Source organism: Modicisalibacter xianhensis (assembly GCF_900113605.1).
In the GTDB taxonomy this organism is placed as follows: Bacteria; Pseudomonadota; Gammaproteobacteria; order Pseudomonadales; family Halomonadaceae; genus Modicisalibacter; species Modicisalibacter xianhensis.
Genome location: NZ_FOPY01000010.1, coordinates 81725 through 98597, shown reverse-complemented (window position 1 = coordinate 98597; position 16873 = coordinate 81725). Strand labels below are relative to the sequence as shown.

At 62.4% G+C, this 16873-nt stretch carries 12 protein-coding genes; 4 read left to right on the top strand and 8 right to left on the bottom strand.

What is annotated here, in order from left to right; all coding sequences use genetic code 11:
* Nucleotides 1–44: 44 nt before the first annotated feature.
* From glgA to BM194_RS13120, 3 genes are all read right to left on the bottom strand, one after another.
* Nucleotides 45–1628, bottom strand: a complete 1584-nt coding sequence (glgA, locus tag BM194_RS13130) for a glycogen synthase GlgA (RefSeq protein ID WP_092847425.1) — start codon at nucleotides 1626–1628, stop codon at nucleotides 45–47.
* Between the two features lie 585 nt (nucleotides 1629–2213).
* Nucleotides 2214–5414 (bottom strand): efflux RND transporter permease subunit, encoded by a 3201-nt coding sequence (locus BM194_RS13125; RefSeq protein WP_092847423.1) that lies wholly within the window; start codon nucleotides 5412–5414, stop codon nucleotides 2214–2216.
* A gap of 15 nt (nucleotides 5415–5429) precedes the next feature.
* A complete protein-coding gene (locus tag BM194_RS13120; RefSeq protein ID WP_244890965.1) occupies nucleotides 5430–6710 on the bottom strand; it encodes an efflux RND transporter periplasmic adaptor subunit in 1281 nt (426 codons plus the stop codon).
* Nucleotides 6711–6853: 143 nt separating this feature from the next.
* Here BM194_RS13120 and BM194_RS13115 point away from each other — a divergent pair, with 143 nt between their 5' ends.
* On the top strand, nucleotides 6854–7471 hold the full coding sequence (locus BM194_RS13115; RefSeq protein WP_092847422.1) for a TetR family transcriptional regulator: 618 nt from the start codon (nucleotides 6854–6856) through the stop codon (nucleotides 7469–7471).
* Nucleotides 7472–7538: 67 nt separating this feature from the next.
* Entirely contained in the window at nucleotides 7539–8459 is a 921-nt protein-coding gene (locus BM194_RS13110; protein ID WP_092847421.1) for an alpha/beta fold hydrolase, read from the top strand.
* A gap of 72 nt (nucleotides 8460–8531) precedes the next feature.
* On the opposite strand, the gene BM194_RS13105 is transcribed toward BM194_RS13110, so the two are convergent.
* The 3 genes from BM194_RS13105 to BM194_RS13095 are packed head-to-tail and all read right to left on the bottom strand — an operon-like array spanning nucleotide 8532 to nucleotide 12396.
* On the bottom strand, nucleotides 8532–9362 hold the full coding sequence (locus BM194_RS13105) for a fructosamine kinase family protein (RefSeq protein WP_092847420.1): 831 nt from the start codon (nucleotides 9360–9362) through the stop codon (nucleotides 8532–8534).
* Between the two features lie 48 nt (nucleotides 9363–9410).
* Nucleotides 9411–11225 carry a monovalent cation:proton antiporter-2 (CPA2) family protein gene (locus BM194_RS13100; RefSeq protein WP_092847418.1) on the bottom strand — a complete coding sequence of 605 codons (1815 nt, stop codon included), beginning with the start codon at nucleotides 11223–11225 and terminating at the stop codon, nucleotides 9411–9413.
* Between the two features lie 19 nt (nucleotides 11226–11244).
* Complete coding sequence (locus BM194_RS13095) at nucleotides 11245–12396, bottom strand: GNAT family N-acetyltransferase (RefSeq protein ID WP_244890964.1); 1152 nt, start codon at nucleotides 12394–12396, stop codon at nucleotides 11245–11247.
* 137 nt (nucleotides 12397–12533) lie between these two features.
* On the opposite strand from BM194_RS13095, the gene BM194_RS13090 reads away from it, so the two are divergent.
* A complete protein-coding gene (locus BM194_RS13090) occupies nucleotides 12534–12833 on the top strand; it encodes a DUF4190 domain-containing protein (protein WP_244890963.1) in 300 nt (99 codons plus the stop codon).
* 13 nt (nucleotides 12834–12846) lie between these two features.
* Nucleotides 12847–14268, top strand: a complete 1422-nt coding sequence (locus BM194_RS13085) for a coniferyl aldehyde dehydrogenase (RefSeq protein WP_092847416.1) — start codon at nucleotides 12847–12849, stop codon at nucleotides 14266–14268.
* Nucleotides 14269–14274: 6 nt separating this feature from the next.
* On the opposite strand, the gene BM194_RS13080 is transcribed toward BM194_RS13085, so the two are convergent.
* Nucleotides 14275–15129 carry a dienelactone hydrolase family protein gene (locus BM194_RS13080; protein ID WP_092847415.1) on the bottom strand — a complete coding sequence of 285 codons (855 nt, stop codon included), beginning with the start codon at nucleotides 15127–15129 and terminating at the stop codon, nucleotides 14275–14277.
* 64 nt (nucleotides 15130–15193) lie between these two features.
* The gene (locus tag BM194_RS13075) at nucleotides 15194–16867 is read right to left on the bottom strand and encodes a sensor domain-containing diguanylate cyclase (protein WP_177223412.1); all 1674 of its coding nucleotides are present in this window, start codon (nucleotides 16865–16867) and stop codon (nucleotides 15194–15196) included.
* Nucleotides 16868–16873: the final 6 nt, after the last annotated feature.

The window sequence follows — 16873 nt, the reverse complement described above, 5'->3', positions numbered from 1 at the left end:
CCGTCACCCGGCATGGCAGACGGGAGCGGCCCGAACCGGCCAAGTCAACGCGCGGCAGCGAGAGCGGCGTGCGGGGTCTCACTGCCGCGCACAACCGTGCGGTACAATTGGCTGTAGGGCTCGATCGACTGTCGCCAGTGGTAACGCCCGGCCATGGCCGCGCGGCGCATGGCATAGAACAGGTCGGTGGCACGGAATACGGTGATGGCACGCTGGATGGCGTGGATGTAGCTCTCCAGCGTCATCTCGTCGAACAGGAAACCGGTGACGCCATCCTCGATGGTGTCGGCCAGGCCGCCGGTACGGTGAGCGATCGGCAACGACCCGAAGCGCTGGGCGTACATCTGACTCAGCCCGCACGGCTCGAAGCGCGAAGGCATGAGCAGGAAGTCGCTGCCGGCGTACATGCAACGCGCCTCGCCCTCGTCGAAGCCGATGTTGACGCCTATGGCCCCCGGGAACCGGGCCGCCAGGTTGCGCAGCGCCTTTTCCACCGGCATCTCGCCGCGTCCGATGAACACGATCTGTCCGCCGGCGCGCACGATGGATTCCGCAGCCCCGATGGTCAGGTCCAGCCCCTTCTGGTGAACCAGGCGCGAGACCACCGCAAACAGCGGGCCGCTGCTCACACCCAACCCGAACAGGCGACGCACGTGCTCGGCATTGGCCCGCTTGCCGCGCCAGTCGTTCATGGCGAAGGCCTGGGCAAGATGGGTGTCGGTACGCGGATCCCAGGAGTCGTCGATGCCGTTGGGAATGCCGCTCAACTCGCCCTTGGCGGCACGCTGATCCAGCAGGCCATTGAGGCCGCAACCGAACTGGGGCGTGGTGATCTCGCGGGCATAGGTGGCGCTCACCGTGGTGATATGCGAGCCATACACCAGGCCGGCCTTCATGAACGACAGCTGGCCGAAGTACTCGACTTCATGCATGTTGAAGGCCGAGGCCGGCACGCCCAGCGCTTGGCAGCGCGACATGTCGTACAGCCCCTGATAGGCCAGGTTATGAATGGTGAAGATACTGGGCACCTCGATGCCCCACCAATGCAGGTAACCGGCGGCCAGGCCACAGGTCCAGTCGTTGAGATGCAGCAGTTCGGGCTGCCAGTCGAGACCGGCCCGACCGCTGGCAAGCTGGGCGGCAGCCAGCGACAGGCGCGCAAAGCGAATGTCGTTGTCTTCCCAGCCGATACCGGTCTCGTCGCAGTAGGGATTGCCCTCGCGCTCGAAGAGCTCGGGACAGACCAGCAGATAGATGACCAGACCGTCGCTGCAGGTGATCTTGCCCAGTTCGCAGGCGGGAATCTCGGCATGGCCGGGCAACTTGCCCAGGATCTCGATCTCGTGATCGGAGGCGATCATTTCCCGGTAGGCGGGAATCAGGATCCGTACGTCGTGCCGCGACGCCAGCGCCCTCGGCAGGGCCGACGACACGTCGCCCAGCCCGCCGACCTTGACGAAGTCAGCGATTTCGGGCGTCACGAAAAGGATACGAAAGCTATCGTCGCCATCCCTGGCAACCGGGTCGTTCCCTGCTGGACGCAAGTGAGGAACGACCTTGTCCGAGACGTATCGGACCGGAGTCATACCCTGAGTCGAAGAAACACCATGCAATGCCACACTTCCCATGTTCGACCTCCCTGCTCGATTCACATGGTGATGAACCCTGGAATCAGGGTTCGATAATTGTTCCGCACTACCCTCAAGCAATCCTTTATTCGTCCTCCTTGTCCCTGGAAGGCGAATGCTGCGCGTGCCAAATCTTGCTTTTCTTATTTATATATTTTGTTTCAGCAAACCGAACTCAATCTTCCGCCAACACTATCCGGTCATTCACGGCTCGCAGGCGAACCCACCATAAACCACTATCACTGAAGGATGTATAAGTCACACATCGCCCTGCGGTCAAAGCACCTAACGAAATGGATTCATCTGTAATAAAAGACAGTGTGCGATTAACCGTTCAGTAACATCTAGCGCTTTCATTTCCTGACCAAGCATAGACTACGGCAGACTTTCGTCTGTGGGGAAGTTCATATGCTTCGTTAAAAATACCTACCTTGACGATGGTCAAGGGATGGTCAAGGAATCCCCCTCCCATGCCAAAAGACCGAGAAGGCTCATCCAGGCCACCAGCCGGGCAAACGCAAAGCGCCGCCACAAACGTGGCGGCGCTGCAGGCAAGGAAAAGCAGGCAAAAACTAGCCCCGGAAATCAGCCAGCCGACTGTTGGGGTTCGCTCTCTTCTCTTTCGCCTTCGCGACGACGCTTGTCCCCTCCCAGCTTGGCGGACAGCCAGCCCTGGACCTGCATGATCAGTACATAGGCCGCCGGCACGAAGACGCTGGCCAGTACTGTTATCGTGATCATGCCGCCCACCACGGGAGTCCCGATCTGGTTACGGCTCGCCGCGCTCGCTCCGGTGGCCAGCGCCAGTGGCAAGGTACCACCGATGAAGGCCAGCGACGTCATGACGATCGGGCGGAAGCGCTGACGGGCTGCAATCTGTGCCGCCTCGATGATCGATTTGCCGGCCTGGGCTCGCTGCTGCTCGGCGAACTCGACGATCAGGATGGCATTCTTGGCCGCCAGGCCGACCACCACCAGCAATCCGATCTGCAGGTAGACACTGGTCGACATGTCGCGCAGAAAAACCGCCAGGATGGCACCCAGGAAAGCGAATGGCGTCGCGGTTACCACTGCCAGTGGCAACGTCCAGCTCTCGTACTGGGCTGCCAGGATCAGGAACATCATCACGATGCCGAAGGTCAGCGCCAGGGTCGCGGCCGTTCCCACATTGAGCTGCTGATAAGCCTCGCCCGTCCAGCCCATGGCGTATTGACCACCAAGCGTTTCCTGGACGACCTGCTGCATCGCCTCGACCGCCTCGCCAGAGCTGTATCCCGGCGCTGGGCTGCCCTGGAACTGGGCCGCCGGGTAGACGTTATAGCGGTTGAGTACCGAGGGCGCATGATCGCGCTCGATCGACACCAGGGCTGACAGCGGTATCCGCTGCCCGTCGCCACCCCGCACGTAGACGTTGGCCAGATCATCCGGAGAACGCCGGAATTCGTCCTCGGACTGGACATAGACCTGGAAATTGCGGCTAAAGCGTGTGAAGTAGTTGACGAAGGCATTACCGAACGTGCTCGACAGCGTGGTGTTCAAATCGCTGAGACTCACGCCCAGACTGCGTACCTTGTCCTCGTCCACCGTCAGCCGGTAGGTCGGCACGCTGACATTGAGCGTGGTGAACACCTGGGCAAGCTCGGGACGCTGGTTGGCTGCCTGCATGACCTTGAGCGAGGCCTGGTAAAGCTCCTGTGGCGAATCGCCCCCGAACGACTGCAAATAGCCGGTGAACCCGCCGGTCGGCGACAGTCCTTGGATCGGCGGCACGTTGAAGGCCATGGCCTTGCCTCCCGGCACCTGAGCCCCGAGCTGCATGATCTTGCCAGTCAGGTCATCCACCGAAATGTCGCGTTGCTCCCAGGGCTTCATGGTGATGAACATGGTTGCCTTGGCGGTGTTTGCCGCGCCGGACAACAGGTCGAAACCGGCGATCCCGGTCACGTATTCCACCGCCGGGATCTCAGCCTGGATGAGTTCGGTCAGTTCGTGCACGTACTCATCCGTGCGCGCCAGCGAAGCGCCCGCGGGCAGGTTGATCGAGGCGATGGCCACGCCCTGGTCAGTGGCAGGAATCAGACCACCGGGAAGGCGCTCATAGACCCACCAGGATGCCACGCAAGTCGCCACGAACAGGGCCAGCATGATCATCAGGTGGCGAATCAGGAAATTCGTCACCGCCATGAAGAAGTCGGTCACCTTCTCGAAGCCCTTGTTGAACCAGTCGAAAGGCTTCTTGATGGCACGTACCACACGCGACTGATGCATGCGCGACTTGTTCTTGAGAAAGATCGCGCTGATCGCCGGCGTGAAGGAGAGCGCCACGACGGCCGAGATGGCGACCGACATGGCGATGGTGATCGCGAACTGCTGATACATCTGCCCTGTCAGCCCCCCCATGAAGCCGACCGGAATGAATACCGCCGCCATGATCAGCGATGTGGCGATGACCGCCCCGGACACCTCGCGCATGGCCTCAAAGGCGGCCTGCAGCGGCGTGGCGTTCTCGTCCTCGTCGAGGATACGCTCGATGTTCTCGATGACCACGATGGCGTCATCGACCACGATGCCGATGGCCAGAATCATCCCGAACAGCGACAGCAGGTTGATCGAGAAATCCAGCAAGTACATGCCCGCAAACGTCCCGATCACCGAAATCGGCACCACCGACATCGCGACCAGGGTCGAGCGCCAGCTCTGCAGGAACAGGAAGACGATCACCGCGACCAGCAGCAACGCCTCGATGAAGGTATGCTCCACCGCCTGGATCGAAGCATCGATGAACAGCGTGGTGTCATACGGAATCACGTAATCCAGGCCCGCCGGGAAGCGCTCCTTCAGGTCCTGCATGGCCTGTTTGACTTCCGCAGCGACCTCCAGGGCGTTGGCACCAGGCTGCAGGTAGATGGCTACAGGTGCGATAGGGGCATTGTTGACGTAACCCTGCACACCATAGCTGTTCTGGCCAAGTTCGACGCGAGCCACGTCACTCAGGCGCAGCGACGCGCCTTCGTCGTCGGTACGCAACAGGATGTTGCGGAACTCGTCGACGCCCTCGAAGCGCCCCTGCGATGTCAGCGTGTAGGTATACGGCGTAGGATCGCTCTGCGGCTCGGCCCCCAGCTTGCCGGCGGCAACGACGCTGTTCTGGGCGCGAATCGCCGAAGTGACCTCGGCCGGCGTCAGGTCGTACAACGACAGCTTTTCCGGGTCGAGCCAGACCCGCATGGCGAACTCCTGATTGCCCAGCACCTGGGCCTGGCCGACCCCGGGTAACTGATTGAGTTCGTCGATGACATTGAGGTTGGTGTAATTGTTGATGTACAGCGAATCGTACTCGCCGGACTCCGAGGTCATGGCAATGAACAGCAAGACGCTATTGGAGCGCTGTTCCACCGTGACGCCCTGGGCCTGCACTTCGCTGGGCAGCTGCGACATGGCCCGCTGCACGCGGTTGTTGACGTTGATGGTGGCAACCTGGGGATCGGTGCCGATGGCAAAGTACACCTGCATCGACATCGTGCCGGCGTCGGAACTGGTCGACGTCAGATAGATCATATCGTCGACGCCGTTGACCTCCTCGGACAATGTCGCCGCCACGGTATCCGATACGGTCTGGGCATCGGCCCCCGGGTAGGTCGCCGAGATGCTGACGCTGGGCGGCACGACCTGCGGATACTGTTCGATCGGAAGGCTCCGGGCCGCCATCAGGCCGATCAGGGTGATGATCACCGAGAGGACCGTGGCGAATATCGGGCGCCTGATGAATACGCTGGAAAAGTTCATCCGTGTGCTCCGCCGTTATCCTTGGTCGCCCTGGCTGCCTTGCGCCGTGCTTACGCCCTGTGCCGCACCCTCGCCTTGCGAAGTCGCGGCCTGCACCTGTCCCGAGTCCGCTTCCTGAGTCACTTCGGGATCACCATCGAACGGCTGCGGCTTGACCTTGTCACCAGGGCTGAGACTGCCGATGGCACTGACCACCACACGCTCACCCGGCTTCAGGTTGGCGGTGATGATCTGCCAGTCTCCGGCCTGTTCGCCGAGATCGACGAAACGGCTGGTGACGGTCTGGTTGTCGTCGAGCACGTAGACCTGCGGTCCCTTGAGCCCTTCGGTCACGGCGACTTCAGGCACGGCCAGCACCTGGAACCGTTGCAGCCCCTCTAGGGCCACACGCACGAACTGGCCCGGCAAGAAGAGTTGGTCGGGGTTATCGAACACCGCCTCGGCCTGCACCGTACTGGTGCTGGTATCGACACTGGCTCCCAGGTAATCGATGGTGCCGCGAATGCCCTGATTGGCCAGGCTCGGCAGGCTCGGTGCCAGCGTGGGCGCGCGTAGCCAGGCGCTCACTTCGGGTGCGTCCGGTTGGCGACGCTGATAGCGCAAGGCGACGGCATCGTCCTCGGGGAGCGAGAAGCGCGCCTCGACAACCTGAAGCGGCGTGATGGTCGCCAGTGTCTGCTGTTCCTGAACGTAATTGCCGACATCGACTTCACTCAGGCTGATCTGTCCCGTCACCGGGGCTTCCACGGTGGTGTAGTCGAGATCGAGCTGGGCCTGGTCGAGCGCTGCCTGGGCCTGCGCCACGGCAGCCTGGGCGGTTTCCTGAGTTGCCCTGGCCTCGTCGAGCTGCTGCTGGCTCACCGAGTTCTGCTGGTAAAGGCGCTGGTAGCGGTCAAGGTTGCGCTGCGCCTGATTCAACTCGGCGCGAGCACTTTGCAGATCGGCGCGCTGCTGGCGAACGGCAGCCTCGTACTGTGCCTGTTCGATGGTGAACAGCAACTCGCCCTCGTCGACCTGTTCACCTTCTTCGTAATGGCGCTCCTGAAGCACCCCGGAGACGCGCGCCACCACGGTGACTTGCTGCTCACTGCGCAGCAGGGCGGGATAGCTCTTGTCGAGCTGCAGATCGCGGAGTTCGACCGTCATGACCTGCGCCGGCCTGGGCGGCTTCTGCTGTTGCTGACCGCCGCCCTGCTGGGCCTGTTGCTCGCTCTCGCTGCCACATGCCGAAAGCATGAGAGCCAGCAACGGCGCAGCAATGGCGGCAAACCTACGATGTATCGTTGTCAGACGCATGCCTGGTCACCTTGGATATGCGATGGAATCGCGCGAGCTTACAAGCATACATACATGAATGTAAACTGCAGAAGGTTGCGTTAAGATGCTTGCCATCGACTTGTCACATTTTCCGGTACGACCGAAACAGCGGGGGCCCGACCATGCCCAGACGAACCAAAGCCGAAGCCGAAGCAACCCGCGAGGCCCTGCTCGATGCTGCCGAGGAGGTGTTCTACGACAACGGTGTGGCACGTACCTCCTTGGAGCAGATTGCGCGGCATGCCGGCATGACACGCGGCGCTGTCTATTGGCACTTCAAGAACAAGGCCGACCTGTTCCATGCCCTGCTCGACCGGGTGCGCATGCCTTTCGAGGAGATGATGGACGAGGTGCGGGACACCACGGATGTCGACTCCCCCCTGGAAACCCTGCGCCTGGCCTGTCTCAATGGCCTGACGCGTATCGAGCAGCCCAAGTCCCGGCGTATCCATGCCATCCTCCTGCACCGCTGTGAATTCTTCAGCGATATCAATCCGCTGGAAATGCAGAATCGCCTGGTGGAAGAATGCCAGGCCGGCATGCGCGAGCAGTTTCGCTACGCTCACGAACTGGGTCTGCTGAAGCCGCACTTGTCGCCTGACACGGCATCCCGCTTGTTGCAGGCGACCCTGGGTGGTCTCATCCACGACTGGTTGCGCAATCCCGAGCGCTTTTCACTGCAGGAAGAAGGCCGCGAGGTAGTCAACACGCTTTTCCGGCTCATGCGATACGAGCCCTGAGAATTCGCATGTTGCAAAGCAGCGTAGTCGCTACACTGCTTTTACGCATAGCGATACGGGAAGAACCATGGACGCCCTGGAACTGGTGGAAATCAAGGCTCAGGAAATTGCGGTGCGTATCTGGAACCCCCGGGCTCCTCGCACCCTGATCGCCTGGCATGGCCTGGCCCGTCATGGTGGTGACTTCGAAGGACTGGCACGCGAACTCGGCCCCGGCTGGCGCGTGATTGCCCCCGACACGCCCGGGCGTGGCCTGTCGAGCTGGCCGCTGTTTCCCGCACACGATTATCTCTATGAACGCTACATGCAGGTTGCCCTGGCATTGCTCGATCATTATCGGCTGACCAGTGTAGCCTGGCTGGGTACTTCGATGGGGGGCCTGCTGGGCATGTTGCTGGCCGCGTCCGAGTTGGGGCACCGTCGAATCGAACGACTGGTCATCAATGACGTTGGCCCCGAGATCGAGCAGGAAGGCCTGGCCGACCTGGCCAGTTATTTCGGGGTGCCGCATTATTTCCCCACCTTCGGCGCCCTGCTGAACGAACTCAAGGCGCACTACACCGGGTTCGGCATCGACGATGAGGGGACTTGGCGCCGCCTTGCGCTAGACAGTGCGAGGCGCATGCCCGACGGTACCTGGACGTTCCACTACGATCCACGCATCGCCGAGCAATTCGTCCATGATACGCCCCGCGACATGTGGGCGGAGTGGCGCGCTATCCGCTGCCCGTTGATGGTCGTGCGCGGCGAGTTCTCGCCGCTGCTCAGCGAAGCGACAGTCAAACGCATGGGCAGGATCCACCCCGACATGGCCGCCGTGACCGCCAAGGGCTGTGGTCATGCCCCGCTGTTGGACCGTGCCGAACAGGTCACCCCGATACGGGAGTTTCTGGAACGATCTGGCAGTACCAGCAGCCACTCGTCCCGCCCGGCTGGCTGGTGGCAACGCCTCAGGCACAGGCTGGCCACGAATCGCGGCCCAAGCTGAGCTCAGCCCCATCTCGGTATGCAACGCCCCTATGGCCCATTGGGCGACGCGCTGACCTCGGAGTTGCCGGCGCTATAACAACTCTGCGATGGCGCGCGCCACCGCGCCACGATAGCCGCTGCCGAACAACAGCAGGTGGTTGAGTAGCGGATAGAGCTGGAACAGGGTCTGCCGGCGTGACCAGTCGTCCGGTGCCGGCCCGTCCCAGTAGGCCTCGAAGAATGCGGTCGAAGGCGACCCGAACAGGGTCAGCATGGCCAGGTCCACCTCGGGATAGTGCCGGTAGACGGCCGGATCGATGATCGCCGGACCCCGTGTGGTACACAGCACGTTCCCCGACCACAGGTCGCCATGCAGCAGGCGGGGCCGGGTATCGGGCAGCCACTCCTCGAGTCGCTCGGCAATACTGTCCAGCGAGTTCAGGGTCGCCTTGTCCAGCAGCCCCTTGTCGTGACAGGCGCGGCCCAGTGGCAGCAGCCGGTAATCGCGCTGGAAGGTGCGGCCGTCGTCACAGGGCGTATTGGGCTGTGGCGTCAGACCACAGGCATTGTCTCGTTCCCAGCCATGCGTCTCGCCCGTCACCGCATGCAGCTCGCGCAACCCTTCACCCAGGGCCTGCTCGTTGCGCCGTCCGCCGGTTTCCAGCGCCTCCATGACCAGCAGGTCGTCATCGAGCCCCAGGATCCCGGGCACCACCAGTGACGTCCTGGCTGACTGCAAGGCCCGCAACCCGTCAGCTTCGCCGGCCAGACGCTGGGCATCGTCCTGCTTGAGGATCACCGGGCCCTGGGTGGTTTCCAGGCGCCACACGGCGGCAATGTCGCCTCCAGTAAGCGGGGTCGGATTGCCCTGGGGAATGATATCCAGCCCCTCCAGGCGCTGTTGCCAGTCTCTGGGTGCCATGGCTTTCTCCCTTGAATCGTCGTGTCGGCCTCGCTTCTGGGGCCTGGTCTAAGGCACTTCCGGCTCGGTACGTTCAACCCCTGGCGTCTCGTCGCGCAATGGCCGACCGTTCAATTCCTTCTGAAACAGGGATTGTAGCTCGGCCATGGCCGCCTTCTCGTTGGCGACCAGCATTTCCTCGTCGTGGCGATGCTCGTAGGAATCCTGGAATAGCTGGATGTCGAAATCACGGAAGGTACGCACCGCATCCATGGCGTTGGAACTCGGGTAGCCCAACCCCTTGAGCACTTCGGCACTCATCTCCAGGCTTGCCGGGAATGTCTCGCGGACCACCGCCTCGACACCGATTTCCATCAGTTGCCAGGCATGATGACGATTGCGTGCCCGGGCATAGATCTTGATCTGGGGAAAATGCATCTTCGCCAATCGGGCGATGGTATTGGCGGTCTCGGCGTTGTCGACCGCAATCACCAGCACCCGCGCCTGCTCGGCACCGGCCGCCCGGAGCAGGTCCAGCCGCGTGGCATCAGCATAGTAGATGCGCGACCCGAACCGGCGAATGAACTCCACCTGGCGGATATTGGGATCAAGCGCGGTGAAGTTGATGTCCTGGGTCTTGAGCATGCGCGCCACCATCTGGCCGAAGCGCCCCAGCCCGGCGATCAGCACCGGCGGAGAGTCATCAACGAAGTCGCCATCGTAGGGCCGCGTCTCGCGGAAACGCGCTCCGAAACGTTCTCCGGCGCGATAGAGAAACGGCGTCAGTGCCATCGACAGCGTGACTGCAGCGATGCACAGGCTGGCGACACGCTGATCGAACACCCCGGCACTCACCGCCGCGGTCAGCAGTACAAAGGCAAATTCGCCGCCTTGGGAAATCACCGTGGCCAGACGCGGCAGCTCGGTCTTCGGCAGCCTCGCTACCACTCCTACCGCGGCAATGATGGCCGTCTTGGCGAGCAGCAGTCCGAAGGTAATGCCCAGCACCCAAAGCAGGTTGTCGAACACCAGCGACAAGTCCACCGACATGCCCACGGCAATGAAGAACAGGCCCAGCAGCAGCCCCTTGAAGGGCTCGATATTGGCCTCGAGCTCGTGCCGGTAGACGGTATCGGCCAGCATCACCCCTCCCAGGAACGCACCCAGGGCCATCGACAGCCCGGCCCACTCCATGACCAGTGCCATGCCCAGCACCATGAACAGGGCCGAGGCGGTGAACACCTCATGCACTGCACTGCGCGCGACAATAGCCAGCACCCGCGGGAATACCAGCCGTCCGAAAACGATGGCGGCCACCACGCAGCCCACGCCACGCAGCACGGCCAGCCAGGAATCTTCCGAGGTCACGGCAATGTCTCCGGCAAACAGCGGGAGCAATGCCAGCAACGGTATCACCGCCAGGTCCTGGAACAGCAGGATGGCGAAGGCAGCCTGACCGTGCGGCGACGGCAACTGGTGATGTTCGTTGAGAACCTGCAGGGCAAAGGCCGTCGACGACAGGGCCAGGATCAATCCCAGTAGGACCGAGACCTCGATGGTCAGCCCCAGGGTCAGACCCAGCGGCATCAATAGCGCGGCACAGCCCAGCAACTGCAGGGAACCGAGGCCAAGCAGGCGCTTGCGCATTGCCCACAGCCGGGAGGGCTCCAGTTCCAGCCCGATGATGAACAGCAGCATGACCACGCCGAACTCGGCGAAGTGCAACACCGTCTCGGGTTCGGCGACGAAGCCAGTCACCGACGGGCCGAGCAACAGCCCGGCGGTCAGATAGCCAAGAATCGAGCCGAGGCCCAGACGCTGAAACAGGGGCACGATGATGATTGCCGCCCCCAGCAGTACCGCCGCTTCATAGAGAAAGTGCATGTGACCGGAGCTTCCTTATCTAGCGTTCCTGTTGATTCTCGGCCTGACGAAACGGTAGCCGTGTCAGTGCCTGGCGATGGTAGGCCTCGATATAGTCGCGCTCCTCGCGACAGAAGCGTGCCACCGCGTGGTGAAAACCGGGATCGGCGATATGATGCAGCGAACGCAGACGACGAGGAACGAAGCCGCGCACCAGCTTGTGCTCACCCTGGGTACCGGGATCGAAACGCACCAGGCCATGAGCCAGGCAGTGCTCGATGCCTTGGTAGTAACAGGTTTCGAAGTGCAGAAAGTCGGCCTCCACCTCGCTGCCCCAATAGCGCCCGTACAGGGTCTGATCTCCTTGCAGGCAGAGTGCCGACGCCACTGGCTGATCGGCCAGGCGCGCCTGCACCAGCAACAGCGATTCGGGCATCCGGTCTCGCAGCCGCTGGAAGAAGGCGCGCGGCAGGTAGGGATGCTGACCGCGCTCCATGTAGGTGATCTGGTAGCAGCGGTAGAAATGCGCCAATGCCTTGTCGTCAATGGCGTCGCCGGTCAGGCGGTGCATGACCAGCCCCTGCTCGGCGATACGCCGCCGCTCGCGCCGGATCTCCTTGCGGCGTTTCGAGGTCATCGCCGACAGAAAGCCATCGAAGTCGCCGAAATGCTGATCCTGCCATTGAAACTGTACGGCATGACGCTCGATGAGCTGCGGGCGCACCTGCAACCAGGCATCCACTTCGCTGTCCTCGGCAAACAGCAGGTGCCAGCTCGATTGCTCCTCGTTGCAGCACTGCTCAGCCAAGGCGCGCAGCACCTCCTGCCTTTCTGCCTGCCGCGCCAGGATCACCCGCGGGCCAGGCACCGGCGTGAAGGGAATGGCCGTCAATCCCTTGGGATAGTAGTCGCCACCTGCGCGCTCCCAGGCATCCGCCCAGGCCCAATCGAAGACGTACTCGCCGTAGGAATGCATCTTGGCATAGCGTGGCATCGCGGCAACCAACTTGCTTTTCCACCACACCAGCAGGTGACGCGGCGACCAACCTTTCTCGGGCGTCACGGCGCCCGTCGCCTCCAAGGCATGCAGGAACTCATGACGCAGGAAGGGCTGGTCGTCGCCGACCAGTGCATTCCAGAGATCGGCGGGCACTGCCTCGATGGCATCGATCGTGGTTACCTCGTGGCGCATCTCGTCTCCCGTCATGACATGGAAGGCCGGGTGCGTTCACGATAGCCTTCCGGTTGGGTTACTGTCTAAGCAGGGCACCGACACGACAACCAATCGGTGCTCTCCAAGAGCCAGGCGGTACAAACAGAGAGACAGACATGGCCGAGTATCCTTCGTTCCCTCCCCCGTCGCCCCCGGGTGCCGGCACCAATCTGATGGCCTTGGTCGCCTTCGGGCTAAGCGTGCTGGCAGTGTTCGTCGCCCCGGCGGCCTTGGGCGGCGTGGTATGCGGACACATCGCCAGGCACCAGATTCGCCGCAATGGTGAACAGGGAGACGCTTGGGCGCTGGCTGCATTGATCCTGGGTTATCTGCTCATCTTGCTTTCGTTGGCGGGCCTGCTGCTGTTCGGTGGCTTCGTGCTGACGCTGTTCGGCATCATGGCATTCACTATCTAGAGGACACTCGCGCATGACGACAACGCAGACTGCCCCCGCCCGCGCCACTTCGCTGCAACGTCACTTTGCACAACAGCAAGCCGCATTTCGCCAGGCGCCCTACCCAAGCCTGGCGGTCCGTCGCGAACGCCTGGCCCGGCTGGAAAGCATGACACGGCAGCATGTCGATGAGATCGAGCGCGCCATTCGCCAGGACTACGGCCACCGCTCCTCGGTCGAGACACGCCTGGCCGAAATCACCACGCTACAACTGGCGCTACGCCACACACGTCGGCATCTCAAGTACTGGATGCGCCCGCGGCGTGTGGCGCTCAACTGGCGCTTCCTGCCGGCACGCGGCGAGATCCACCGCCAGCCTCTGGGCGTGGTGGGCATCATTTCACCGTGGAATTATCCCTGGCAACTGGCCATGATGCCTGCAGTCAGCGCCCTGGCTGCCGGCAATCGTGTCATGATCAACCCCAGCGAGCTGACACCGGCCACCTCGCGCCTGATGGCAGAGCTTGCCGAGCATTACTTTGCAGCGGATGAGCTGCATGTCGTGCCCGGTGACCGGGAGACGGGCCAGGCTTTCGCCAGACTGCCCTTCGACCATCTGTTCTTTACCGGCTCCACCCAGGTCGGTCGACAAGTTGCCCAGGCGGCGGCAGCCAACCTGACACCGGTCACGCTGGAGCTCGGTGGCAAGTCACCCGCCATCGTCGCCGACGATGCCGACCTCGACGAGGCCGCCCGGCGCATCGCCTTCGGCAAGTGGTTCAACGCAGGACAGACCTGCATCGCGCCGGATTATGTCCTGGTATCGGAGCGTCGACTCAACGGACTGGTCAAGGCGCTCGAGCGTACTGTCAGCCAGTTCTATTCCCGTCTGGCTGACAATGACGATTACACGGCCATCATCAATCGGCAATACCGGCAACGTCTCGTCGACCTGAGGAACGAAGCGGAAGACCGGGGCTGTCGCGTGATGGAGTTGGTAGCCAGCGCCGAACAACTGGAGGCCAGCGGCAAGTTGCCCCCGACGCTCATCATCAATCCGCACGATGAACTGAGACTAATGCAGGAAGAGATCTTCGGCCCGCTGCTGCCGATCATCGGGGTCAAGGATGACGAGGCGGCCATCGACCATGTCATCCGACGCCCGCGTCCTCTGGCACTGTATGCCTTTACCCGCGATGCGGCCTACCGTGGGCGCCTGATCGCCGGCACGCACTCCGGCGGCATGGCCTTCAACGACACAATGCTCCAGGCCGCCCAGGACGCCCTCCCCTTCGGCGGCGTCGGCCAGAGCGGTATTGGCGCCTATCACGGCGAGCACGGCTTCGTCACTTTCAGTCATGAGCGCAGCGTCTTCCAGCAGGCGCGTCGCAACACTGCCTGGCTTATGCAGCCACCCTATCGGCGCTGGCTGCTCAAGCTGCTACGCCTCATCTGACGGCCATCAGTCATTCAGCGCCTCGTCCAGCGCCAGCAACGCTGCCTGCCAGGACGCGGCATCGGCTGCCGCGTCATAGCCCAACGGCAGGCCAAACTCTGCGGCAGCCTCGCCGGATTCGGGACTGGTAAAACCGTGAGTGGCCCCCGGATAGTTGACCACCTTCACCTCGGCGCCCTGGGCCTCTAGCGCCCTGGCCATGCCCATCAAAGCCTCGCGCTTGACCAAGGGATCCTCAGCGCCATTATGAATCTGTACGATCCCCTCGAAGGGCTGCGGATTCTTCACGGCCTGGGTCGGGGAGCCATGAAAACTAATTGCTGCCTCGATGGGCATCCCTGACAGCGCCATGTTCATGACGATGCCACCACCAAAACAATAGCCGATGGCGGCCATGCCGGTATCCGCCACGGCCGGATGCTCGCTCAGCTTGGTCATGGCGGCCTCGAGACGCGCACGCGCGGCGGGCCAGTCCTGCATGACCTGTCTCGAGAAGGCACCGGCTTCATCGGGATGCGTCGCGACCTGCCCCTGGCCATACATGTCGACGGCCAGCGCCACGAATCCCAGCGCAGCCAGCTGATCGGCGCGGGTCCTGGCGTAATCGTTGAGTCCCCACCATTCATGCACGACCAGCACGGCGGGACGCGGCGTCTTGTCACTGACGTTGCGTGCCAGATAGCCCTGGTAGGTCTCGCCGCCCGTCGAGTACTCAAATATCTCGCCCTTGACCTGGGGGCCCTGGACGACATTGATCTGGGTATCATCGGCCTGGACAGGGTTGGTCTGGATCTGGGCCTGCGCCACCGCCGCCGCCAACAGCAGCGGCAAAAGACACAACCACGTGAAGCGCGCTTTCATGGCAATCTCCTTGTTTCTCGTTGTTCGAAAGCTCCAGCCAATGACACAAGCCGTTGGGCGACGCTCACGATTCGGTGTAAAGGGCCTGATGCACGCGGTTGCGTCCTTCTCGCTTGGCCACGTAGAGCCCCATGTCGGCCCGATGCATGAGATCGTCCAGGGTCTCGCCATCACGGCGCTCGGCAATGCCAAAGCTGACGGTGAAATTGAGCCATTGGCCATGGAACTCTACGCGAACGCCCTCGAACTTCTTGCGCAGGCGCTCGGCAAGCATTGCCGACTCGCTCAGTGAGCGCCCGGTGAGTACCAGGGCGAACTCCTCTCCCCCGATACGGCCAAAGATATCGTGAGAGCGCAACGTGCTGCGACAGATTTCGCCCAGGCTGGCCAGCACCAGATCACCGGCGGCATGACCCCAGGTATCGTTGATGGCCTTGAAATGGTCGATGTCGAAGATCATTAGCGACAGGCGCGACGGCATGCTCTCGGCCGCCTCGATCGAGGTTTTCAGGCAACCCAGGAAGGCACCCCGGTTGAGCGCCCCTGTCAGGCTGTCGGTGGTCGAGAGCTCATGCAGCTTCATCTCGCGCAGCTTGCGGTCGGTGACGTCGCGACCGACGGCGAGCACCCATTCGTAACGGCCATTGTAGGGGTTGATGTAGGGGGAGCAGCTGGTTTCCAGCCAGAGATAATGGCCCTGGCAATGGCGCACCCGCAATTCAAGCTGCAGGTTGCGCCCCATTCGCGACGATTCGTGAATCCGGCGCTGGATGCGAGGCGCATCGTCGGGCGGCAGCAATTCGATCAACGCGCGTGCCGTGAGATCCTCGGGAACGTAGCCCAGCACATTGCCGACCGAAGGCGATGCATAGCGGCAGATCCCATCGGCATCGATCAGCATGATGAGGTCGCTGACGTGCTCGACGATGAAGCGATAGCGACGTTCGCTTTCGGCCAGCGCCTGCTGGGCCTGCTTGCGCAGGGTGACGTCCTCGCAGAACCCATGCCACAGGATGCCGCCATCCGCCTCGCGCTCCGGCGAGGCCTGACCGCAGACCCACAGCTCACGTCCATCGGGATGCAGGCAGCGGAACTCGTGACGCCAGGTACTCAGGCGCGCGGCACTACGCCGAATACTGCGCCAGACCCCTTCGATGTCCTGCGGGTGTACACGAGACAACGCCGCGTCGGCGCAGTCGGTCACCTCGCTGGGCGAAATTCCGAACATGCGCAGCACGCCCGAACTCACCAGGGGAAAGGATAACTGGCCATCCTTTGTCATGCGGCACTGATACAAGGTGCCCGGCAATTGGTCACTGAGCTTCTCGAAACGCTGGAGCAGGTTCTGGCGCTCGGTGATGTCGACCAGCGCACCCACCAGTTCGCTCACGGTCCCATCGTTATCGCGATGAATCACGACATCGTCCTGAAGATGGTGCAATGAACCATCGTGGTGGCGCAGGGTATAGTGAAGGGAAACCTGATTGTCCCCGCTTGTGCAGGCTTGCTCCAGCCGCGCCAGCACCTCGTCTCGTGATGCCGCTGGCAGCAGATCCAGCCAACGCGAGGGGGATTCCCGCAGCCAGTCACGATCGATACCGCATAGCGTCTTGACGTTGACGCCCAAATAATGAAGCTTTCCCAGCCACCATTGGGAATCCGTGGCATAAACCACTGCCGGAGACGCGCAAAGCAGTGCATCGAGGAATCGGGGCAGCAGCTGCAACGTTGCCGGCATGTTCAT